Source organism: Stutzerimonas chloritidismutans AW-1 (assembly GCF_000495915.1).
In the GTDB taxonomy this organism is placed as follows: domain Bacteria; phylum Pseudomonadota; class Gammaproteobacteria; order Pseudomonadales; family Pseudomonadaceae; genus Stutzerimonas; species Stutzerimonas chloritidismutans.
In genome coordinates this window covers 58,411-78,831 of record NZ_AOFQ01000046.1, presented here as the reverse complement: position 1 = coordinate 78,831, position 20,421 = coordinate 58,411, and the positions used below count along the sequence as shown (strand labels likewise).

Annotated in this window: 18 protein-coding genes; 10 read left to right on the top strand and 8 right to left on the bottom strand. The window is 64.3% G+C overall.

Annotated elements, in window-relative coordinates:
- Window positions 1–31: 31 nt before the first annotated feature.
- The 5 genes from F753_RS39145 to F753_RS39125 are packed head-to-tail and all read left to right on the top strand — an operon-like array spanning window position 32 to window position 5,946.
- Window positions 32–2,095 carry a TonB-dependent receptor plug domain-containing protein gene (locus F753_RS39145; protein ID WP_023445779.1) on the top strand — a complete coding sequence of 688 codons (2,064 nt, stop codon included), beginning with the start codon at window positions 32–34 and terminating at the stop codon, window positions 2,093–2,095.
- Window positions 2,095–3,087: an ABC transporter substrate-binding protein gene (locus F753_RS39140; RefSeq protein ID WP_023445778.1), complete on the top strand. Its 993-nt coding sequence runs from the start codon at window positions 2,095–2,097 to the stop codon at window positions 3,085–3,087. Before F753_RS39145 ends, F753_RS39140 begins: the two co-directional genes overlap by 1 nt.
- Window positions 3,084–3,875, top strand: coding sequence for an ABC transporter permease (locus F753_RS39135; protein WP_023445777.1), 792 nt, complete (start codon window positions 3,084–3,086; stop codon window positions 3,873–3,875). The genes F753_RS39140 and F753_RS39135 overlap by 4 nt, the downstream gene beginning before the upstream one ends.
- Window positions 3,872–4,696 carry an ABC transporter ATP-binding protein gene (locus F753_RS39130; protein WP_023445776.1) on the top strand — a complete coding sequence of 275 codons (825 nt, stop codon included), beginning with the start codon at window positions 3,872–3,874 and terminating at the stop codon, window positions 4,694–4,696. Before F753_RS39135 ends, F753_RS39130 begins: the two co-directional genes overlap by 4 nt.
- Complete coding sequence (locus tag F753_RS39125; RefSeq protein ID WP_023445775.1) at window positions 4,690–5,946, top strand: NnrS family protein; 1,257 nt, start codon at window positions 4,690–4,692, stop codon at window positions 5,944–5,946. Before F753_RS39130 ends, F753_RS39125 begins: the two co-directional genes overlap by 7 nt.
- 200 nt (window positions 5,947–6,146) lie before the next feature.
- Here F753_RS39125 and F753_RS39120 read toward each other — a convergent pair whose 3' ends face one another.
- The 8 genes from F753_RS39120 to F753_RS39085 all read right to left on the bottom strand — a co-directional run bounded on the left by F753_RS39120 (window position 6,147) and on the right by F753_RS39085 (window position 15,442).
- A complete protein-coding gene (locus tag F753_RS39120) occupies window positions 6,147–7,049 on the bottom strand; it encodes an ABC transporter permease subunit (RefSeq protein ID WP_014822162.1) in 903 nt (300 codons plus the stop codon).
- Complete coding sequence (locus F753_RS39115; protein WP_023445774.1) at window positions 7,046–7,942, bottom strand: ABC transporter permease subunit; 897 nt, start codon at window positions 7,940–7,942, stop codon at window positions 7,046–7,048. Before F753_RS39115 ends, F753_RS39120 begins: the two co-directional genes overlap by 4 nt.
- Window positions 7,939–9,090 (bottom strand): polyamine ABC transporter ATP-binding protein, encoded by a 1,152-nt coding sequence (gene potA, locus F753_RS39110; protein ID WP_023445773.1) that lies wholly within the window; start codon window positions 9,088–9,090, stop codon window positions 7,939–7,941. Before potA ends, F753_RS39115 begins: the two co-directional genes overlap by 4 nt.
- 151 nt (window positions 9,091–9,241) lie before the next feature.
- Window positions 9,242–10,327 carry a polyamine ABC transporter substrate-binding protein gene (locus F753_RS39105; RefSeq protein ID WP_023445772.1) on the bottom strand — a complete coding sequence of 362 codons (1,086 nt, stop codon included), beginning with the start codon at window positions 10,325–10,327 and terminating at the stop codon, window positions 9,242–9,244.
- A 207-nt stretch (window positions 10,328–10,534) separates the two neighbouring features.
- Window positions 10,535–11,632 carry a polyamine ABC transporter substrate-binding protein gene (locus tag F753_RS39100; protein ID WP_023445771.1) on the bottom strand — a complete coding sequence of 366 codons (1,098 nt, stop codon included), beginning with the start codon at window positions 11,630–11,632 and terminating at the stop codon, window positions 10,535–10,537.
- Window positions 11,633–11,850: 218 nt separating this feature from the next.
- Complete coding sequence (locus F753_RS39095; protein WP_023445770.1) at window positions 11,851–13,209, bottom strand: aspartate aminotransferase family protein; 1,359 nt, start codon at window positions 13,207–13,209, stop codon at window positions 11,851–11,853.
- Window positions 13,210–13,294: 85 nt separating this feature from the next.
- Complete coding sequence (locus F753_RS39090) at window positions 13,295–14,653, bottom strand: glutamine synthetase family protein (RefSeq protein ID WP_023445769.1); 1,359 nt, start codon at window positions 14,651–14,653, stop codon at window positions 13,295–13,297.
- A gap of 42 nt (window positions 14,654–14,695) precedes the next feature.
- Window positions 14,696–15,442, bottom strand: coding sequence for a gamma-glutamyl-gamma-aminobutyrate hydrolase family protein (locus F753_RS39085; RefSeq protein WP_023445768.1), 747 nt, complete (start codon window positions 15,440–15,442; stop codon window positions 14,696–14,698).
- A 240-nt stretch (window positions 15,443–15,682) separates the two neighbouring features.
- Between F753_RS39085 and F753_RS39080 the strand changes: the two genes are divergently transcribed.
- From F753_RS39080 to F753_RS39060, 5 genes are all read left to right on the top strand, one after another.
- Window positions 15,683–17,056, top strand: coding sequence for a glutamine synthetase family protein (locus F753_RS39080; RefSeq protein WP_014822170.1), 1,374 nt, complete (start codon window positions 15,683–15,685; stop codon window positions 17,054–17,056).
- Window positions 17,057–17,130: 74 nt separating this feature from the next.
- Window positions 17,131–17,781 carry a TetR/AcrR family transcriptional regulator gene (locus F753_RS39075; protein ID WP_023445767.1) on the top strand — a complete coding sequence of 217 codons (651 nt, stop codon included), beginning with the start codon at window positions 17,131–17,133 and terminating at the stop codon, window positions 17,779–17,781.
- A 132-nt stretch (window positions 17,782–17,913) separates the two neighbouring features.
- Window positions 17,914–18,795: an N-carbamoylputrescine amidase gene (gene aguB, locus F753_RS39070; protein ID WP_014822172.1), complete on the top strand. Its 882-nt coding sequence runs from the start codon at window positions 17,914–17,916 to the stop codon at window positions 18,793–18,795.
- 65 nt (window positions 18,796–18,860) lie between these two features.
- Window positions 18,861–19,967: an agmatine deiminase gene (gene aguA, locus F753_RS39065; protein ID WP_023445766.1), complete on the top strand. Its 1,107-nt coding sequence runs from the start codon at window positions 18,861–18,863 to the stop codon at window positions 19,965–19,967.
- A 43-nt stretch (window positions 19,968–20,010) separates the two neighbouring features.
- Window positions 20,011–20,415 (top strand): VOC family protein, encoded by a 405-nt coding sequence (locus tag F753_RS39060; RefSeq protein WP_023445765.1) that lies wholly within the window; start codon window positions 20,011–20,013, stop codon window positions 20,413–20,415.
- The last annotated feature ends 6 nt before the right edge of the window (window positions 20,416–20,421 follow it).

The window sequence follows — 20,421 nt, the reverse complement described above, 5'->3', positions numbered from 1 at the left end:
CACCGCCGACGAATTATCCGGGAGCCGTTCGATGATACTCCGCCTTCACCCACTCGCCATGGCCTGCCTGGCCGTCAGCAGCGCGTCCGCCTTCGCCGCTCCGCTGGAGTTGCAGGAAACCGTCGTCACCGCCAAGGGCTACGAGGCCGCAACGCAGGACATTCCGCAAGCCATCGAGGTGCTGCAGGCTCAGCCAACCGAAACGGCAGCGCCGGCCGGCAGCCTGTTTCGCGGCAAGCCCGGGCTCGCCGTGCATAGCGACGGCGCCTGGGGGCAGAACCCGGTGCTGCGCGGCATGAAGAAGGAAAGCGTGGTGCTGATGGTCGACGGCGTGCGGGTCAATTCCGGCCAGCCGCAGGGCTCCCTGGCCTCCATGCTCGATCTCGGCCTGCTGGAACGCGCCGAAGTGGTCAAGGGTCCGGGCTCGGTGCTGTACGGCAGCGGCGCCATGGGCGGGGTGGTCAACCTGATCACGCCACAGGCACGCTTCACCGACCAGGACGAACGCGGCGGTCGCTTCTCCACCAGCGCCAGCAGCGTCGACAAGGGCTTTACCGGCGCTACGCTGCTGCGCGACTCCAGCTCCGATCATGCCCTGGTGCTGGGCGTTGCCGGGCGCAAGGTCAACGATTACAAGAGCCCCTACGGTACCGAAGAGAACACCGGCAACAGCTCCGATACCCTGCTGCTCAAGTACAAGCAACGGCTGGCCGAGGATGCCAGCGTCAACCTGAACATCCAGCGCCACACCGACCGCGACGTCTGGTACCCGGGCTCGGCGCGTACCGGCGGGCAGCCGGGCGGCGCCGGCATCCCGGTACCACTCGGCACCGCGACCATCCATTCGCCGGAACAGCAGCGCGAGCTGTTCCAGATCGGCCTGGAAAACGGCCTCGGTGAAGGCACTCTGACCACCGAGCTCTATCGTCAGGAGGTCTACCGGGAGATCCGCGCCTACTCCGAGCGGCTCGACCGCGACTATGTACGCAACGACGTCAGCTTCATCACCCACGGGCTGCGCTCGAGCTGGGTGGTGCCAGTAGCCGATCACCTGCTGACGGTGGGCGTCGACGGCTGGAAGATGACCGGCGATCCGGAGCGCTACGTGGATGGCCCGCCGACCTTCAACAACAACCAGCGCAACGACCCCTTCAAGGATGCCGAGATCGAATCCTACGGGCTGTTCGTGCAGGATGAATTCGACCTCGGCCAGACGCGCCTGACGGCCGGCGCCCGCTACGACCGCGTCAGCGCCGACGCCCGAGCCAAGGGCAACGGTCCTTCGTTTACAACCAGCGGCCTGGACAGCACCGACCACAACCTGTCGTGGTCGCTGGGCGCGCTGCATCCGCTGACTGACACCCTGAACCTCTACGCCAACGTCGGCCAGGCCTACCGCGCCGCCGACATGCGCGAGCGCTACGACGACGCGCCGCGCGGCGACGGCTACTTCCACGTCGGCAACCCGCAGCTGGACCCGGAGCGCTCCACCAGCTTCGAGCTCGGCCTCAAGGGTAACGATGGCGATTTCACCTATCAGCTGGCGGCCTTCCACACCCGCATCGACGACTACATCGCCGGCCGCGTGACCGGCACCAACGCCCCGAATGGACTGCCGATCAAGCGCACCGAAAACCTCGACAAGGTGGTGATCTACGGCCTCGAAGGCAGCGCCAGCAATGCCGTTGGCGCCTTCGTGGTGGACGGCAGCTTCACCTGGCTGCGCGGCGAGAACAAACAGGACGACGAACCGCTGCACCAGATGCCGGCCCACGAGCTGACCCTGGGCATTGGCCAGCCGGCCGAGCGCGGCCTCTATTGGCATGCCCAGCTGCGTGCGGTCGCCGAGCAGGATCGTGTAGCGACCGAGTTCACCCGCGGTGGCGAGGACCGTACCGCAGGCTTCGTTACTGCCGATGCCAGCCTCGGCTGGGGCTTCGGCAAGATCGGCGTGCTGCAGACTGCCAACCTCGACGCGCGCCTTAGCAACCTGTTCGACAAGGCCTACCACGAGCATCTGGCTGACGGCATCAGCGGCAACGAGCTGCAAGCACCCGGGCGCGGCATCACCGTCGCGCTGAGCGGGAGCTTCTGATGCTGCGCCACCTACTGATGGCCGTTCTGCTGGCGGCTGGAGCGCCAGCGCTGGCGGACAAGCTGCCGCGCCTGATTCTGGCCGGCCCTTCCTCGTCGGTATCGAACCCGCTGATCCACATGGTCGAATCCGGTGCGCTGGACGACCTGGCGGACAAGGTGGAATTCGTCAGCTGGCGCGATCCCGACCAGCTGCGCCTGCTGGCGCTTAACCAGCAGGCGGACGTGCTGGCCATGCCGGTCAACGTCGCCGCCAACCTGTACAACCGCGGCGCCAAGCTGCGCATGCTCAACGTTTCGACCTGGGGGCTGCTCTGGCTGGTGTCCCGTGAACAGGGCCTGACCACCTTGGACGATCTGCGCGGCAAGGAGATCGCCATGCCGTTCCGTGGCGACATGCCGGACATCCTCTTCGGCCTGCTGGCCGAGCGTGCCGGCATCGATGTGCGTAAGGACCTGCGCCTGCGTTACGTCGCCACCCCCATCGACGCCATGCAGCTGTTGCTGATGCGCCGTACCGACCACGCCCTGCTTGCCGAGCCGGCCATCTCCATGGCACTGCGCAAGGCCAGCGAGGGTCCCTTGGGGCTGGTCGCGCCGGACCTGTATCGCAGCGTCGACCTGCAACAAGAATGGGGCAGCCTGCTGCAGCGCGAAGCACGCATCCCGCAGGCCGGTATCGCGCTGATGGCCAGCGTGAAAGACCAGCCGCAGATCGCCGCACGGATCGCCCAGGCCTACGCCGACTCGCTGCAATGGTGCAGCACCAACGCCGAGCACTGCGGCCAGCTGGTCGCCAGTCATCTGCCGATGCTCAGCGCCGAAGCGGTGACCGATTCGCTGGCCGTGGCGCAGATGGCCGCCGTGCCTGCCGCCGAGGCGCGGGCGGAAGTCGAGTATCTGTTCGAGCTGCTGCTGAAGAAGAATCCGGCGCTGATCGGCGGCAAGCTACCGGCCGATGACTTCTACTCGCCAGTCAGCGATCAGCCATGAGCCTGCTGCGCAGCTGGTTGGCTAGCCTGCCCGGCTATCTGTGGAGCGGCTGGGGCGCGCTGGCCAGCCTGTTTCTGCTGCTGGCCGGCTGGGAGGCAGTGGCTAGTCACTATGGCGCACTGGTGCTGCCGGCGCCGCTGGAGACCTTTGCCCGTCTGCTCCAGTTGATTGATGAAGGTGCCGCCTGGCCGGAGCTGCTGGCCACCAGTCGCCGGGCGCTGCTCGGCTTCGCTCTTTCCGTGGCGGTCGGCAGCGTGCTCGGGCTCGCCGCCGGTGTCTCCATGACAGCCTCGATGATGGCGCGGCCACTGGTCACCGTGCTCATGGGCATGCCGCCAATCGCCTGGCTGGTACTGGCGATGCTCTGGTTCGGCGCCAGCGACGGCACCCCGGTGTTCACCGTGTTCATCGCCAGCTTTCCGCTGGTGTTCGTCGGTGCGTTGCAAGGCACCCGTACGCTGGACAACCAGCTAAAGGATATGGCCCTGGCATTTCGCCTGCCGCGGCGGATGCTGTTGCTCGATGTCTATCTGCCGCACGTCGTCTCCTACCTGTTTCCGGCCTGGATCACCGCACTCGCCATGGCCTGGAAGATCGTGGTGATGGCCGAACTACTCGCCACCCAGGACGGCGTCGGCGCCGCGTTGGCGGTATCACGCTCGCACCTGGATACCAGCGCGACCATGGCCTGGATCACCGCGGTGGTCGGTCTGCTGCTCGCGGTGGAGTACCTGCTGCTGGAACCGATCAAGCGCGAAGTCGAGCGCTGGCGCGAGGTGTCCTCATGACGCAATTGCACATCCACGGCCTGGCCCACGCCTTCGGTCGCGACGAGATATTCAGCGGCATCGACTTCAACCTGGCGGCGGGCGAAGTGGTCGCCCTGGTCGGCCCCTCCGGCTGCGGCAAGACCACCCTGCTGCATCTTTGCGCGGGGCTGCTGGACGTCCAGGAAGGTCGCATCGACAACGGTTTCGGCAACCCCGCCAGCATGTTCCAGCAACCGCGGCTGCTGCCGTGGAAAACCACGCTCGACAACATCGCCCTGGGGCTCAAGGCGGCCGGCATGCCGCGGCAGCAACGCCTGCAGCAAGCCAGTTCCCTCGCGCTGCGCCTGGGCCTGGCTGCTGGCGATCTCGGCAAATTTCCGCACCAGCTTTCCGGCGGCATGCAGAGCCGCGTGTCCCTGGCGCGGGCGCTGGTGCTGCAGCCGGATCTGCTGCTGCTCGACGAACCCTTCGCCGCGCTGGATATCGGCCTCAAGGAAGACCTTTATGCCCTGCTGCTGGCCGAGCAGGCTGCACGCGGCATGGGCGTGCTGATGATCACCCACGACCTGATGGAAGCCGTGCGCCTGGCCGACCGCATCCTGGTCATGGCGGCCGCGCCGGGGCGCATCGTCAGCCACCTGGAGCTGGATCTGCCAGCCGTGCAGCGCAGCGATGCCTGGATCTACCAACACACCGCCGAGTTGCTGCAGTTGCCGGCCGTGCGGGAAAGTTTCGGCCTGGCCAGCCGCGCGCCGCAGACCTTGCCTGGCGCCGCCAAAGTCGCCATTCGCGAGGCGGCCCCCTTACCCTCCGCCAGCAGAGCGCGCTCACGATGCTGAAAACCTTATCGCCGCGACTCGCCAACTGGCCGCTGCTGCTGTGCAGCTTCCGTCCGCTGTTTCTCGCCACCGTGCTGCTGGCGGTGACTGGTGTTGCACTCTGGCTGGGCTTTCTCGGGTTCGGGATACCGCTGCCAGGCGTACCGGGCGGCCCGCTGGTCTGGCATGCCCACGAAATGCTGCTCGGCTTCGGCCTTGCGGCAGTCGCCGGCTTCGTCCTCACCGCGGTGCCGGAATTTACCTCCACCGCGGCATTCGGTCGGCAGGTAGGTTTCGGTTTTCTAGTGCTGTGGCTAGCGGCTCGGCTGAGCTTCTGGCTTTCCGGCGTCATCGGGCCGTGGCCGGCGGCGCTGTTCAACAGTGCCTTCGCCATCGCCCTGCTTGTGCTGCTCGCACCGCGCCTGCTGGGCGACCCGCTGCGCCGGCAGTACGGCTTCTTCGGCGGGCTCGGCACGCTGGCGCTGGTGACCGTGGGCTTTCATGTCGATGCCGTCGGCGGCCGATACCCGATGCGCTGGCTGTACGCTGGCATCGGCGTGATGATGGTGCTGATCGTGGTGGCCATGAGCCGAATCTCCATGCGCATTCTCAACGACGCCATCCAGGCACGCCGGGAGGCCGGGCACGACGTGGACGACGACTACCGCGCGCGTCCGCCACGACGCAACCTGGCGATCTTCTGCATCAGCCTGTTCACTCTCGCCGAATGGCTGGCACTGCCGGCCCCGCTGAACGGCTGGCTGGCCCTGGCCACAGCCGCCGCCATGTTCAATCTGCTCAACGACTGGCACATCGGCCGAGCGCTGCTGGAGCGCTGGTCGCTGATGCTCTACAGCGTCTACTGGCTGATGGCGCTGGGCTATGGCGCACTGGGTGTCTCGCTGCTAGCCGACGGCTTTGCCAGCAGCGCAGGCCGCCATCTGCTGACACTCGGGGCCATGGGCGTATCGATTCTCGCGGTGCTGTGCATCGCCGGGCGTACCCACAGTGGCTATGCACTGGATCAGCGGCGCTGGGTGCCGATAGCGACCTGCCTGCTGGTGCTCGCCGCGCTGCTGCGTGCCAGTGCGGGGCTGCCGGGCGCTCCCGTGCCGCTACTGAACATGCTCGCCGGGCTCGGTTGGCTGACAGTCTTTGGCCTGGCATTGCGCTACCTGGCACCGATCTGGCTGCGCCCGCGCCCGGACGGTGGTACGGGATGTGAAGAACCGATGGATGAACACAGCACGGGTTCGGGCTGCCGGACCTGAGCGGTGATCGGCAACTGGACGCGGTATTCGCTGCAGGCGAACAGACAACCGAGCCGTGAATGCGGGCTCGGGGACGGAGAAGGCGCGGCGGTGGATAAGCTTCGCGTTATTCACCCTACCGCTCTGCGGCAGGGGACACTCCATCTGAAACGAAAAGGGCGCATCGATGCGCCCTTTTCGTTTTGCTGCTCAAACCATCATCAGGTATGCGCCGAGGGCGGCACCAGCACCTTGCGGCTGTCGATCACCTGACGCCAGGTGGGATTGCCAGCGGTTTCATCCATCGCCTGCTGCATCGCGCGAATACGGCGCTTCTCGGCCCGGCGGCTGAGGTACCAGGCGAGAAAGGTCGCCAGCGACACGCTGAGCAGGATCAGACTCGCCACCGCGTTGATCTCCGGTTTCACGCCCAGGCGCACGGCGGAAAAGATCTCCATCGGCAGCGTGGTCGAACCAGGACCGGAGACGAAGCTGGCGAGCACCAGATCGTCCAGCGAAAGAGCAAAGGAGAGCATGCCGCCGGCCGCCAGCGAGGGCGCGATCATCGGCATGGTGATCAGGAAGAACACCTTCCACGGCCGCGCTCCGAGGTCCATCGCCGCTTCCTCGATGGACAGGTCCAGCTCGCGCAGGCGCGCCATCACCACTACCGCGACGTAGGCCGAGCAGAACGTGGTGTGGGCGATCCAGATGGTCACCAGCCCGCGTTGCGCCGGCCAGCCGATCAGTTGCGCCATGGCGACGAACAGCAGCAGCAGGGAGAGACCGGTGATCACTTCCGGCATCACCAGCGGTGCGGTGACCAGGCCACCGAACAGCGTACGGCCGCGGAACACCGGGATACGGGTGAGGACGAAAGCCGCCATCGTGCCCAGAGCCACCGCGGCAATCGCGGTATAGGCCGCGACTTCCAGCGAGCGCATTACCGCGCCCATCAACTGGGAGTTGTCGAGCAGGCCGGCGTACCATTTCAGCGACCAGCCACCCCACACCGTAACCAGCCGCGAGGCATTGAACGAGTAGATGACCAGGATGACCATCGGCAGGTAGATGAACAGCAGCCCGAGCACCAGGATCAGGTTGGAAAAGCTCCAGCGCTTCATAGCTTGCCCTCCAGTTCCTTGGCTTGGTTCCGATTGAACAGAATGATCGGCACCAGCAGGATCGCCAGCATCACCACCGCCAGCGCCGAGGCCACCGGCCAGTCACGGTTGTTGAAGAATTCCTGCCAGAGCACCTTGCCGATCATCAGCGTCTCCGGACCGCCGAGCAGCTCGGGGATGACGAATTCACCCACCACCGGAATGAACACCAGCATGCAGCCGGCGATGATGCCGTTCTTCGACAGCGGCACGGTGATCTTCCAGAAGCTGGAGAGGTTGCGCGCGCCGAGGTCGGACGCAGCCTCGAGCAGGCTGGGGTCGTGCTTCACCAGGTTGGCGTAGAGCGGCAGGATCATGAACGGCAGGTAGGAATAGACCACGCCGATGTATACCGCAGCGTCGGTATTGAGTATCTGCAACGGCGCGTCGATCAGGCCGAGGCCCTGCAACAGTCCGTTGAGGATGCCGTTGCTGCTGAGGATGCCCATCCAGGCGTAGACGCGAATCAGGATGGCGGTCCAGGTCGGCATCATGATCAGCAGCAGCAGAACCGTCTGCAGATCCTTGCGCGCACGGGCAATGGCGTAGGCCATCGGATAGCCGATCAGCAGGCAGAGCAGCGTGCTGAAGAAGGCGATCCGCAGCGAGCCCAGATAGGCCGCCAGATACAGCTCGTCTTCGCTGAGGAAGATGTAGTTGCCCAGGTTGATCAGCACCTGCAGCTGCTGGTCGGCGTAGGCGAAGATGTCGGTGTACGGCGGAATGGCCACATCCGCTTCGGCAAAGCTGATCTTCAGGACGATGGCGAAGGGCAGCAGAAAGAACAGCATCAGCCACAGGAAGGGCACGCTGATGACCAGTCGGCGCCCGGTATTCAGGGGCGAGCGCTTCATGCCTGCAACACCACGCCGCTGTCATCCCACCAGTACACGTACACCTCTTCCTCCCAGGTCGGCAGCTTCACGTGACGTTCGGCGTTGGCCATGAAGGCCTGCAGCACACCGCCGGACGGCAGCTTGATGTAATACACCGAGTGGCCGCCAAGATAGGCGATGTCGTGCACGACGCCTTTGGCCCAGTTGTAGCCGGGGCGCTCCAGTTCCGGAAGTTCGGTGCCGATCAGCAGCTTTTCCGGGCGGATCGCGTAGGTGATCTGTTTGTCCTGCGCGCGGGTACTGATGCCGTGGCCGACGTAGATCGGGTTCTCAAGGCCTGGGCTGGCGATGACGGCGTGGTCGCCCATGTCCTCGATCAGCTCGCCGTCGAACAGGTTGACGTTGCCGATGAATTCGCAGACCAGGCGGCTTGCCGGGGTCTCGTAGATATCCATCGGGCTGCCGACCTGGGCGATCCAGCCCAGATGCATGATGGCGATGCGTTCGGCCATGGTCATGGCCTCTTCCTGGTCATGGGTGACCATCACGCAGGTCACGCCGACGCGCTCGATGATCTGCACCAGCTCGAGCTGCATCTGCGAGCGCAGCTTCTTGTCCAGCGCGCCCATAGGCTCATCGAGCAGCAGCAGCTTCGGCCGCTTGGCCAGCGAACGCGCCAGGGCGACACGCTGGCGCTGCCCGCCCGACAGCTGATGCGGCTTGCGTTTGGCGTACTGGGTCATCTGCACCAGGCCGAGCATCTCCTTCACCCGCGCCTCGACTTCCTGTTTCGGCAGGCCATCCTGCTTCAGGCCGAAGGCGATGTTCTGCTCCACCGTCATGTGCGGGAACAGCGCGTAGGACTGGAACATCATGTTGATCGGCCGCTCGTAGGGCGGCATATCGGTGATGTCCTGGCCATCGAGGAAGATGCGCCCCTCGGTGGGCCGCTCGAAGCCGGCGAGCATGCGCAGCAAGGTCGACTTGCCCGAACCCGAGCCACCGAGCAGGGCGAAGATTTCGCCCTGATGGATGCTCAGCGAGACATCATCGACCGCCACCGTTTCGTCGAACTTCTTGGTGACGCGGTCGATCTTCAGCAGCACCTGCTTGTTCTTGCTTTCGCCACTGAGGGCTTTCTTGTAGGCGCTGGAGGCAACGGCCATGCGCGAACTCCCGAAATGAAAAAGGTTGGCCGGCCTGCGCCGGGGATCTAATGGTCGTTGCAGAGAGCGCGTCGCCTGACATGCTCCCGATCGGCCGGTTCCGATTCGTCACCGGCAATGCCGCAGACGAAACGGGAACAGGCCATGGAGTTCACTTGCCGGATTTCACCTTGGTCCAGGAGCGCGTCGAAAGACGTTGAATCTTCGGCGGCAGCTCAGCGGAGACGTACAGCCGGTCGAGCACTTCCTGCGGCGGATACACCGACGCATCGCCACGCACTTCCTGGTCCATCAGCTCGCCCGCCTTGAGATTGGGGTTGGCGTAACCGACGTAGTCGCTCACCGCGGCAATCACCTCTGGGCGCAGCAGGTAGTTGATGAAGGCATGGGCTTCTTCGACATTGCTGGCATCCGCGGGGATGGCGAGCATGTCGAACCAGAGGTTCGCGCCCTCCTTGGGAATGGCATAGGCGATCTCGACACCCTTGCCGGCTTCCTCGGCGCGGGCGGCGGCCTGGAACACATCACCGGAGAACCCGGCGGCGACGCAGATATTGCCATTGGCCAGATCGGAAATGTACTTGGACGAGTGGAAATAACGTACATGCGGCCGCACGGCCAGGAGCTTCTCCTCGGCCTTCTGATAGTCCGCAGCGTTCTCGCTGTTGGGGTCGAGCCCCAGGTAATTGAGCATGGCCGGGATCATCTCATCGGCCGAATCGAGGAAGGCGATGCCGCAACTGGCCAGCTTCTCGGCGTTCTCCGGTTCGAAGATCACCGCCCACGAGTCGATCGTGTCGACGCCCAGTGCGGCCTTGACCTTCTCGACGTTGTAGCCGATGCCGTTGGTGCCCCACAGATAGGGCGCCGCATGGGCATTGTCGGGATCGTTCTTCTGCAGCTGCTTGAGCAGTGCCGGATCGATGTTTTCCCAGTTCGGCAGCTTGCTCTTGTCCAGCGGCTGGAAGGCACCGGCGCGAATCTGCTTGCCGAGAAAATGGTTGGAAGGCACCACCACGTCGTAGCCGCTACGGCCGGCCAGCAGCTTGCCTTCAAGGGTTTCGTTGGAATCGAAGACATCGTAGACCGGCTTGATGCCAGTCTCCTTCTCGAACTCCTCCAGCGTCGTTTCGCCGATGTAATCCGACCAGTTGTAGATATGCACGGAGGCGGCCTGGGCGGTGGCCGCACCGGCTACGGCGGCGGCGACGATCAACGACTTGAGTGTCGAGCGCATGGGATGAGTCCTCTTGTTACAGGCCGCGCGTGATCCCGGCGGGAAAGGCGGGCTGTTTATTGGAAAAACCTCTGAAAATCAACAGATTTGATGCAAATGTCGGTGCATCACAAAAGACAGGGAACGTGGCTACGCGACGAGCTGCGCTCAACCGGGCTCCAGTGCCGGTACGCATGCTCCATGCGGCCCGGCAACGGATCGGTCGTATCAGCGGCCCGACTTGATCTTGGTCCAGCTGCGGGTCATGGCGCGCTGGGTTTTCGGATCGAGGTCGGGGAAGGTGTACAGCTTCTTCAGCACGTCCTGGTTCGGGTAGATGCCCGGGTCGGTGCGGATCGCTTCATCCACCAGCGGGGTGGCCGCGGCGTTGCCGTTGGGGAACTGCACGTAGTCGGTGATCGACGCCATGACTTCCGGCTTCATCAGGTAGTTGATGAAGACGTGGGCGCTCTCGACGTTCTTCGCGTCAGCCGGTACGGCCAGCATGTCGAAGAAGCTGCCGGCACCTTCCTTGGGAATCTTGTAGCCGACGTTGACGCCGTTGCCGGCTTCCTCGGCGCGCGCCTTGGCCTGATAGATGTCACCCGAATAGCCGATCGCCACGCAGGACTCGCCATTGGCCAGGTCGGAGATGTACTTGGAAGAGTGGAAGTAGGCCACATGCGGACGGATTTGCATGAACAGCTCTTCGGCCTTCTTCAGCTCGTCGGCCTTGCCGCTGTCCGGGGCGTAGCCCAGATAATGCAGGGCGGCGGGCAGAATTTCGGTCGGCGAATCGAGGAAGGAAACGCCGCAGGACTTCAGTTTCTCGATGTTTTCCGGCTTGAACACCAGGTCCCAGGAATCCACCGGCGCGTTGTCACCCAACACGGCCTTGACCTTGTCGACGTTGTAGCCGATGCCAATGGTGCCCCACATGTAGGGAATCGAGTACTGGTTGCCCGGATCGCTCGGATCCAGCGCCTTGAGCAGGTCCTTGTCGAGGTTTTCCCAGTTCGGCAGCTTGGATTTGTCCAGCTTCTGGAACACGCCGGCCTTGATCTGCTTGGCCAGGAAGGGGTTGGACGGCACCACCACGTCATAACCGGAGCTGCCGGCCAGCAGCTTGGCTTCCAGCACTTCGTTGCTGTCGAAGACGTCGTAGACGACCTTGATGCCGGTTTCCTTGGTGAAGTTCTCCAGGGTGTCTTCGGCGATGTAGTCGGACCAGTTGTAGACGTGCAGAACCTTTTCCTGGGCCTGCGCAGCCCCGGCAACGGTGCCGGCCAGCGTCATGGCAAGTAGTGTCTTGGCGAAGGGATTCATCCGTGCAGCTCCTATTGTCATCATTAATGTCGGGGCAGTGGAACAGGCCATGAACAACGCGGCGGCCTGGCGGTGTGGCGGCATCGACACACCCCTCGGCAGGTCTGGCCTCCAGCACGCGCGCAGTCTGGCAAGGTCAGGACCCTCTTTTCAACAAGCCGAACGCACAGCGGTGCAAACGACAACCTTAGCTCAGCTGGCGCGGGCCGCCGCACGGCTCAACCCAGCGCATCCTTGGCCGTGGCGTCGAGGCACAACCGCACCTTGCCAACCAGCTCGTCGATCTGCTCTTCGCTGATCACCAGCGGCGGCGAAATGATCATGGTGTCGCCAACCGCACGCATCACCAGGCCGTTGCGGAAGCAGTGCTCGCGACAGAGCATGCCCACACCGGGATCGGCAAAGCGTTCGCGGGTCTTCTTGTTCTTCACCAACTCGAGCGCGCCGAGCAGGCCGACGCCACGCGCCTCGCCTACCAGCGGATGCTCGAGCAGTTCCTGCCAACGGGATTGCAAATAGGGTGCCGTCTTCGTCTTCACCCGCTCGACGATCTTCTCCTCGCGCAGGATGCGGATGTTCTCCAGCGCCACCGCGGCGGCCACCGGGTGCCCCGAATAGGTGAAGCCGTGGTAGAACTCGCCGCCTTCGTTGAGCGTGTGCACCACTTCGTCGCGCACCACCACGCCGCCCATGGGGATGTAGCCAGAGGTCAGGCCCTTGGCGATCGGCATCAGGTCCGGCTCGAGGCCGTAGTAGTCGCTACCGAACCACTCACCGGTGCGGCCGAAGCCGCAGATGACCTCGTCGGCGATGAAGAGGATGTCGTAGCGCGCGAGGATTTCCTTGACCCGCGGCCAGTAGCTCTCGGGCGGGATGATCACGCCACCGGCGCCCTGGATCGGTTCGGCGATGAAGGCGGCGACCTTGTCCTCGCCAACCTCGAGAATCTTCTGCTCCAGCTGGTCGGCGATGCGTACGCCGAACTCTTCCGGGCTCATGTCGCCGCCCTCGCCGAACCAGTAAGGCTGGTCGATATGCTCGATGCCCGGGATCGGGCCGTCACTCTGCTCGTGCATGGCCTTCATGCCACCGAGGCTGGCGCCCGCGATTGTCGAGCCGTGATAGCCGTTCCAGCGGCCGATGACCACCTTCTTCGCCGGCTGGCCCTTGATCGCCCAGTAATGGCGCACCATGCGCAGCACGGTGTCGTTGGCTTCAGAGCCCGAGCCGGTGAAGAACACATGGTTCATCCCGGCCGGCGCGATGTCGGCGATCGCCTTGGCCAGGGCCACGGCCGGCGGATGGGCGGTCTGGAAGAACAGGTTGTAGTACGGCAGTTCGCGCATCTGCCTGGTCGCAGCCTCGACCAGTTCTTCACGGCCATAGCCCAGGTTGACGCACCAGAGCCCGGCCATGGCGTCGAGGATCTTGTGCCCTTCGCTGTCCCACAGATAGACGCCGGACGCCTTGGTGATGATGCGCGTGCCTTTAGCATTCAGCGCCTTGTAATCGGTAAACGGCGGCAGATGATGGTCGCGGCTCAGCGCTTGCCAGTGCAGGGTTTGCGAATCGCTCATCAGTCACCTCTCGATAAAGTTCGTGCATGTTTGGTGGATGAGAAACGCGTCACCCACCCTAGGACCGGCTCCGGCGGAAGCGGCCCTACACCGACAGCATCAGGAATTCCCGCTCCCATGAGCTGATCACCCGGTGGTAGTTCTCCTGCTCGGTGCGCTTGACCGCGACGTAGCCGGTGATGAATTTCGGGCTCAGGTATTTCTCCAGCTCACGACAGGTTTCCATCCGCTCCAGCGCTGCTTCCAGGGTCAGCGGCAGGCGCAGGTTGCGCCGTTCATAGCCACGGCCCTTGACCGGCTGGCTCGGTGGTAGCTGCTCGACCATGCCGATGTAGCCGCACAGCAGGCTCGCGGCGATGGCCAGGTAAGGGTTGGCGTCGGCGCCCGCGAGGCGGTTCTCGACGCGGCGGTTCTGCGGGTCGGAGTCCGGCACGCGCAGGCCCACGGTGCGGTTCTCCTCACCCCACTCGACGTTCACCGGCGCCGAGGTGTCGGGCAGGAAGCGGCGGAACGAATTGACGTTCGGCGCGAACATCGGCAGCAGCTCGGGGATGTACTTCTGCAGGCCGCCGACGTGGTGCAGGAACAGCTGGCTCATGGAGCCGTCTTCACTGGAGAAAATGTTGCGCCCGGTCTTGAGGTCGATGACGCTCTGGTGCAGGTGCATCGCGCTGCCTGGCTCGCCGGTCATCGGCTTGGCCATGAAGGTGGCGGCAACGTTGTGCTTGAGCGCCGCCTCGCGCATGGTGCGCTTGAACACCAGGATCTGGTCGGCCAGGTGCAGTGCTTCGCCGTGACGGAAGTTGATCTCCATCTGCGCGGTGCCTTCCTCGTGGATCAGCGTATCCAGATCCAGGCCCTGCGCTTCGCACCAGTCGTACATGTCCTCGAACAGCGGGTCGAACTCGTTGGCGGCGTCGATGGAGAACGACTGGCGGCCGGTTTCCTGGCGGCCTGAGCGGCCGATCGGCGGCTGGAACGGCAGGGCCGGGGCTTCGCAGCGCTTGGTCAGGTAGAACTCCATCTCCGGCGCGACGATGGGCTGCCAACCGCGGTCGGCGTACATTTTCAGCACGCGCTTCAAGATGTTGCGCGGCGACAACTCGATGGGGTTGCCCATCTTGTCGTAGGTGTCGTGGATCACCTGAGCGGTGGGCTCGATGGCCCAGGGCACGAGGAACACCGCGTTCGGGTCGGGTCGGCAGAACATGTCGATATCGGCCGGGTCGAGCAGTTCGTAGTAGATGTCGTCCTCGACGTAATCGCCGGTCACGGTCTGCAGCAGCACGCTTTCCGGCAGGCGCATGCCCTTTTCGTCGAGAAACTTGTTGGTCGGTGAAATCTTGCCGCGGGCGATCCCGGTCAGGTCGCTGATCAGGCATTCCACTTCGGTGATCTTGTGTTCTTTCAGCCAGCCGGTGAGCTGGTCGAGTTGGATACTCATGTTGACCTCGGGGTTGCTGGGGAGGGCCGCCTGGGTCGGCCGTCAGCGTTGTCGGGCGCGCGCCTCGCAGGCTTCGGCGAAGCCGCGGAACAGCGTCAGATAATGCGGATGCTCGTGAACCTTCCACTCTGGGTGCCACTGCACGCCGAGGGCGAAGCTGCGCGCCTGCTCGACGGAGAACGCCTCGATCAGCCCGTCCGGCGCCAGCGCCTCGATGCGCAGACCGGCTCCAAGCCGCTCGACGCCCTGGCCATGCACCGAGTTGACCTGGATCTGCGCCGGCAGGCCCAGCCGCTCGAGTAGCCCGCCCGGCTGCACGTGCAGCGGATGGCTGAGTCCGTACTGCACCTCCAATGGATCGTCCGGACGTTCGCGGTGGTCCTGATAGGGGCCGGCTTCGTGAACCTTCTGGTGCAGGCTGCCGCCAAAGGCTACGTTCATTTCCTGAAACCCACGGCAGATGCCGAACACCGGGATGCCCGCCTCGACAGCCGCGCGAATCAGCGGCAGGGTGAGACGGTCGCGCAGCGGATCATGATGGGTGCCCGTCTCGCTCGCCGGGCCGCCATAGTGATGTGGCTCGACGTTCGACGGCGAGCCGGTGAACAGCAGGCCATCGAAGGTTTCCAGCAGCGTTGCCGGATCGATCAGCTCATCCAGCGCCGGAATCACCAGCGGCACGCCGGCAATCGCCGCGGCACGCAGGTACTTGTCACCGGCGATGTGGAAGCCGTGATGTCCGATCTGCTTGGTACAGGCCGAAACGCCGATCAGGGGCTTGCGAGGCATGGGATACTCGTCGTTCGAATGGGGCATACCGGAGAGTAGTCTTGTTCATTTTTATAGACAATAGCCCGAGTATTAGCCCGGCGCGCGATGGATTCAGCGTACCGGAGATGCCCCAAAAAAGGCCCATTGTGGGCACTCATGGGGCGCTGGCGGGCTACTATTGACAGTGAACAGGCTTTTCGATTGACTCCCAGACAAGCATCTGATGATTGAAATTTTTAACAATTAAGGTAATTCATCATGGCCCCGCCGCGTGCCGTTCAGCTCAACGAAGCTAACGCATTTCTCAAGGAACATCCGGAGGTTCAGTACGTCGATCTGCTGATCACCGACATGAATGGAGTCGTGCGCGGCAAGCGCATCGAGCGCGCCAGCCTCCACAAGGTCTACGAAAAGGGCATCAACCTCCCCGCTTCGCTGTTCGCCCTCGACATCAACGGAATCACCGTTGAAAGCACCGGCCTTGGCATGGATATCGGCGACTCCGACCGCACCTGTTTCCCGATCCCCAACACGCTGTGCAAGGAACCCTGGCAGAAGCGTCCCACTGCGCAGCTGCTGATGACCATGCACGAGCGCGACGGCGACCCCTTCTTCGCCGACCCGCGCGAGGTCTTGCGCCAGGTGGTGAGCAAGTTCGACGAGCTGGGCCTGACCATCTGCGCCGCCTTCGAGCTCGAGTTCTATCTGATCGATCAGGAGAACATCAACGGCCGGCCGCAGCCACCGCGCTCGCCGATCTCCGGCAAACGCCCGCACTCGACCCAGGTCTATCTGATCGACGATCTCGACGAGTACGTCGATTGCCTGCAGGACATTCTCGAAGGCGCCAAGGAACAGGGCATCCCGGCCGACGCCATCGTCAAGGAAAGCGCCCCGGCGCAGTTCGAGGTCAACCTGCATCACGTCGCCGATCCGATCAAGGCGTGCGATTACGCGGTGCTGCTCAAGCGCCTGATCAAGAACATCGCCTACGACCACGAGATGGACACCACCTTCATGGCCAAGCCCTATCCGGGACAGGCCGGCAACGGGCTGCACGTGCATATCTCGCTGCTCGACAAGAATGGCAACAATATATTCGCCACCGAGAATCCGCTGGACAGCGAGCCGCTGCGTCACGCCATCGGCGGCCTGCAGCAGACCATGGCCGCCTCGATGGCCTTCCTGTGCCCCAACGTGAATTCCTATCGCCGTTTCGGCGCCCAGTTCTACGTGCCCAATGCGCCGTGCTGGGGCATGGACAACCGCACCGTGGCGCTGCGCGTGCCGACCGACAGCCCCGACGCCGTGCGTGTGGAACATCGGGTCGCCGGTGCCGACGCCAACCCCTACCTGCTGCTCGCCGGCATCCTCGCCGGGGTGCACCACGGCCTGACCAACAAGATCGAGCCGGATGACCCCATCGAGGGCAACTCCTACGAGCAGGTCGAGCAGAGCCTGCCGACCAACCTGCGCGACGCCCTGCGCGAGCTGGACGACAGCGAAATCATGGCGCGCTACATCAGCCCGGACTACATCGACATCTTCGTCGCCTGCAAGGAAAGCGAACTGGCCGAGTTCGAACACTCGATCTCGGACCTTGAGTACAACTGGTATCTGCATACCGTCTAGCCGCAGGCCCGCGTGCAGCGGGGCGACCACCACGGCGGTTTGCATCCGCCGCCGTGCTGGCTTCAAATAGGCCGATGACCAAGCCCAGCCCCGCGACGCCCAGTCGCCGCCCGCGCGCCAGCAGCCAGGCGCGCATCCGCCAGATTCTCTCCAGCGCCCGTGAACTGCTCGCCGAGCAGGGCGCCGCGACGCTATCGGTGTACGCGGTGGCGGAGCGCGCCGGCATTCCGCCCTCCTCCGTCTACCACTTCTTCTCTGGAGTGCCGGCATTGCTCGCGGCGCTCACGGCCGATGTGCACGCGACGTTCAGGGACAGCCTCGAGCAGCCCATCGATCACCAGAGCCTGAGCAGCTGGCGCGACCTGTCGCGACTGATCGAACAGCGCATGCTCGGGGTCTACGAACAGGACAGCGCCGCCCGCCAGCTGATCCTCGTGCAGCACGGCCTCGGCGAGGTGACGCAGACCGATCAGCGCCTGGACCTGGAACTCGGCCAGGCGATGCAGGCCGTGTTCGAGCGACATTTCGCCCTGCCGCCTCTGCCGCAGGACATTGATGTGTTCGCCATGGCCGTGGAACTCGGCGACCGCGTCTATGCTCGATCCATACAGCTGTACGGCAGCCTGACGCCACGCATGGCCGAGGAAGGCCTGCGTGTATTCGATGCCTATCTCGGCCTGTATCTGCCGCCATGCCTGCCGAAGCGGGAAACATCGAGCCACTGACCGATAAATATCGATAAACGGTCAGCCCTTTCTTTGCCATCGGCGTTCAGCCCCCTATCAATCCAGATAACTATCGAATAAATTTGCGCTTTCGATAGCCGTCGCCCTTTCAACTGCAGCCGCGAGGTTTCCATGTCCCGAGTCGTTACCGTTGCCGCCACCCAGATGGCCTGTTCCTGGGATAGCCAGGCCAACATCGCCAATGCCGACAAGCTGGTGCGCGAGGCCGCCGCCAAGGGCGCGCAGATCATCCTCATTCAGGAGCTGTTCGAGACGCCCTACTTCTGCCAGAAGCCCAACGCCGAGTACCTGCAGCTGGCGACGCCGGTCGAGGAAAACCCGGCCATCCAGCATTTCCAGAAGGTCGCCGCCGAACTGCAGGTGGTGCTGCCGATCAGCTTCTTCGAGCTGGCCGGACGCGCCCGCTTCAATTCCATCGCCATCATCGATGCCGACGGCAAGCTGCTCGGCGTCTACCGCAAGAGCCACATTCCGGATGGCCCCGGCTACCACGAGAAGTACTACTTCAACCCGGGCGACACCGGCTTCAAGGTGTGGAACACCCGCTACGCCAAGATCGGCGTGGCCATCTGCTGGGATCAGTGGTTCCCAGAAACCGCGCGCAGCATGGCGCTGATGGGCGCCGAACTGCTGTTCTACCCGACCGCCATCGGCAGCGAGCCGCACGACCCGAACATCACCTCGCGCGACCACTGGCAGCGCGTGCAGCAGGGCCATGCCGGCGCCAACCTGATGCCGCTGATCGCCAGCAACCGCATCGGCCGCGAAGAGCAGGACGGCTACGACATCACCTTCTACGGCTCGTCATTCATCGCCGACCAGTTCGGGGCCAAGGTCGAGGAAATGGACGAAACCAGCGAGGGCGTGCTGGTGCACCAGTTCGATCTCGACCAGCTCGAACACATCCGCAGCGCCTGGGGCGTGTTCCGCGATCGCCGGCCGAATCTCTACGGGTCGATCCGGACCCTGGACGGCTCGCAGCCTTCAGAGTGAGCCGCGCGCCCGCCGATACGAACCACGGGAAAGGCCTGTCCTTTCCCGCTTCATGAGAAATGCAGATGACCACCCTGACGACCACGCCGCGTACCGATGGCTACTTCATGCCTGCCGAATGGGCACCGCACAGCCAGACCTGGATGGTCTGGCCGCAACGCCCGGACAACTGGCGTGACAACGGCGCGCCCGCGCAGGCCGCGTTCACCGCTGTCGCCAAGGCCATTGCACGCTTCGAGCCGGTTACCGTCTGCGCCAGCGCCGAGCAGTACCTCGCAGCTCGCGCGGCACTCGACGATCCGCGCATCCGCGTGGTGGAACTGAGCACCGACGACGCCTGGATGCGCGATACCGGGCCGACCTTCGTCATCGACGACCAAGGCGGCCTGCGCGGCGTCGACTGGACGTTCAATGCCTGGGGCGGTGAAGACGGCGGCCTCTATGCCGACTGGCAGCGCGACGACGAAGTGGCGCGCAAGATCCTCGAACTCGAATACTGCGACCGCTACCGCACCGAGGGCTTCGTGCTCGAGGGCGGCTCGATCCACGTCGACGGCGAGGGCACGCTGATCACCACCGAGGAATGCCTGCTCAATCGCAACCGCAACCCGCATCTGTCCCGCGAGCAAATCGAGAGCGTGCTGCGGGAACAGCTGGCGGTCGATAGCATCATCTGGCTGCCGCACGGCCTGTTCAACGATGAAACCGACGGCCACGTCGACAACTTCTGCTGCTTCGTGCGCCCGGGCGAAGTACTGCTGGCCTGGACCGACGATGCGAACGACCCCAACTTCGAGCGCTGTCAGGCGGCCATGGCCGTGCTGCAGAGCGTTCGCGACGCCAAGGGCCGCACGCTGACGGTGCACAAGATGCCGATTCCCGGCCCGCTGCATGCGACTGCCGAAGAATGCGCCGGGGTCCTCGCCCTGGACGGCAGCCAGCCGCGCGACCCGTCGATACGCCTGGCCGGCAGCTACGTGAACTTCCTCATCGTCAACGGCGGCATCATCGCCCCAGCCTTCGGCGACCCGCTGGACGCCGAAGCCGAGCGCATCCTGGCGCAGGTATTCCCGGAGCACCGGGTCGTCATGGTGCCAGGGCGCGAGATCCTCCTCGGCGGCGGCAATATTCACTGCATCACCCAGCAGCAGCCGGCACCGCTATCGCGCTGAAACGCTGGCCTTGAGCCTGCCAAGCCAGGCAAGGGGAGGTTGGATGGAGTTTCTGGTCAACCTCGACGTCGACGACTTGGAACGGGCCGTCGACTTCTACGGATCGGTGTTCGGTCTACGGGTCGGCCGCCGCCTCGGCACCTTCGCGGTGGAAATGCTCGGCGGCCCGACGCCGATCTATCTGTTGCTCAAGGATGCGGGCAGCGCCGCGACGCCCGATGGCTCTCGGCAACGCGACTACGCGCGGCACTGGACGCCGGTGCACCTGGACTTCGTCGTCGACGACATCGAAGCCGCTACCACCAGAGCCGTCACTCACGGCGCGCAGCTGGAACAGCCGATAACGGCTCAGGCCGGGCACAAGCTGGCGTTGATGGCCGATCCATTCGGCCATGGCTTCTGCCTGCTGCAGTTCATCGGCCGGGGTTACGACGAGCTGGCCAACTGAGCTGAT

Bases quoted from the DNA above. Each gene is read 5' to 3' on its own strand.
- F753_RS39145 (WP_023445779.1), top strand. From the start codon at position 32: ATGATACTCCGCCTTCACCCACTCGCCATGGCCTGCCTGGCCGTCAGC.
- F753_RS39140 (WP_023445778.1), top strand. From the start codon at position 2,095: ATGCTGCGCCACCTACTGATGGCCGTTCTGCTGGCGGCTGGAGCGCCA.
- F753_RS39135 (WP_023445777.1), top strand. From the start codon at position 3,084: ATGAGCCTGCTGCGCAGCTGGTTGGCTAGCCTGCCCGGCTATCTGTGG.
- F753_RS39130 (WP_023445776.1), top strand. From the start codon at position 3,872: ATGACGCAATTGCACATCCACGGCCTGGCCCACGCCTTCGGTCGCGAC.
- F753_RS39125 (WP_023445775.1), top strand. From the start codon at position 4,690: ATGCTGAAAACCTTATCGCCGCGACTCGCCAACTGGCCGCTGCTGCTG.
- F753_RS39120 (WP_014822162.1), bottom strand. From the start codon at position 7,049: ATGAAGCGCTGGAGCTTTTCCAACCTGATCCTGGTGCTCGGGCTGCTG.
- F753_RS39115 (WP_023445774.1), bottom strand. From the start codon at position 7,942: ATGAAGCGCTCGCCCCTGAATACCGGGCGCCGACTGGTCATCAGCGTG.
- potA (WP_023445773.1), bottom strand. From the start codon at position 9,090: ATGGCCGTTGCCTCCAGCGCCTACAAGAAAGCCCTCAGTGGCGAAAGC.
- F753_RS39105 (WP_023445772.1), bottom strand. From the start codon at position 10,327: ATGCGCTCGACACTCAAGTCGTTGATCGTCGCCGCCGCCGTAGCCGGT.
- F753_RS39100 (WP_023445771.1), bottom strand. From the start codon at position 11,632: ATGAATCCCTTCGCCAAGACACTACTTGCCATGACGCTGGCCGGCACC.
- F753_RS39095 (WP_023445770.1), bottom strand. From the start codon at position 13,209: ATGAGCGATTCGCAAACCCTGCACTGGCAAGCGCTGAGCCGCGACCAT.
- F753_RS39090 (WP_023445769.1), bottom strand. From the start codon at position 14,653: ATGAGTATCCAACTCGACCAGCTCACCGGCTGGCTGAAAGAACACAAG.
- F753_RS39085 (WP_023445768.1), bottom strand. From the start codon at position 15,442: ATGCCTCGCAAGCCCCTGATCGGCGTTTCGGCCTGTACCAAGCAGATC.
- F753_RS39080 (WP_014822170.1), top strand. From the start codon at position 15,683: ATGGCCCCGCCGCGTGCCGTTCAGCTCAACGAAGCTAACGCATTTCTC.
- F753_RS39075 (WP_023445767.1), top strand. From the start codon at position 17,131: ATGACCAAGCCCAGCCCCGCGACGCCCAGTCGCCGCCCGCGCGCCAGC.
- aguB (WP_014822172.1), top strand. From the start codon at position 17,914: ATGTCCCGAGTCGTTACCGTTGCCGCCACCCAGATGGCCTGTTCCTGG.
- aguA (WP_023445766.1), top strand. From the start codon at position 18,861: ATGACCACCCTGACGACCACGCCGCGTACCGATGGCTACTTCATGCCT.
- F753_RS39060 (WP_023445765.1), top strand. From the start codon at position 20,011: ATGGAGTTTCTGGTCAACCTCGACGTCGACGACTTGGAACGGGCCGTC.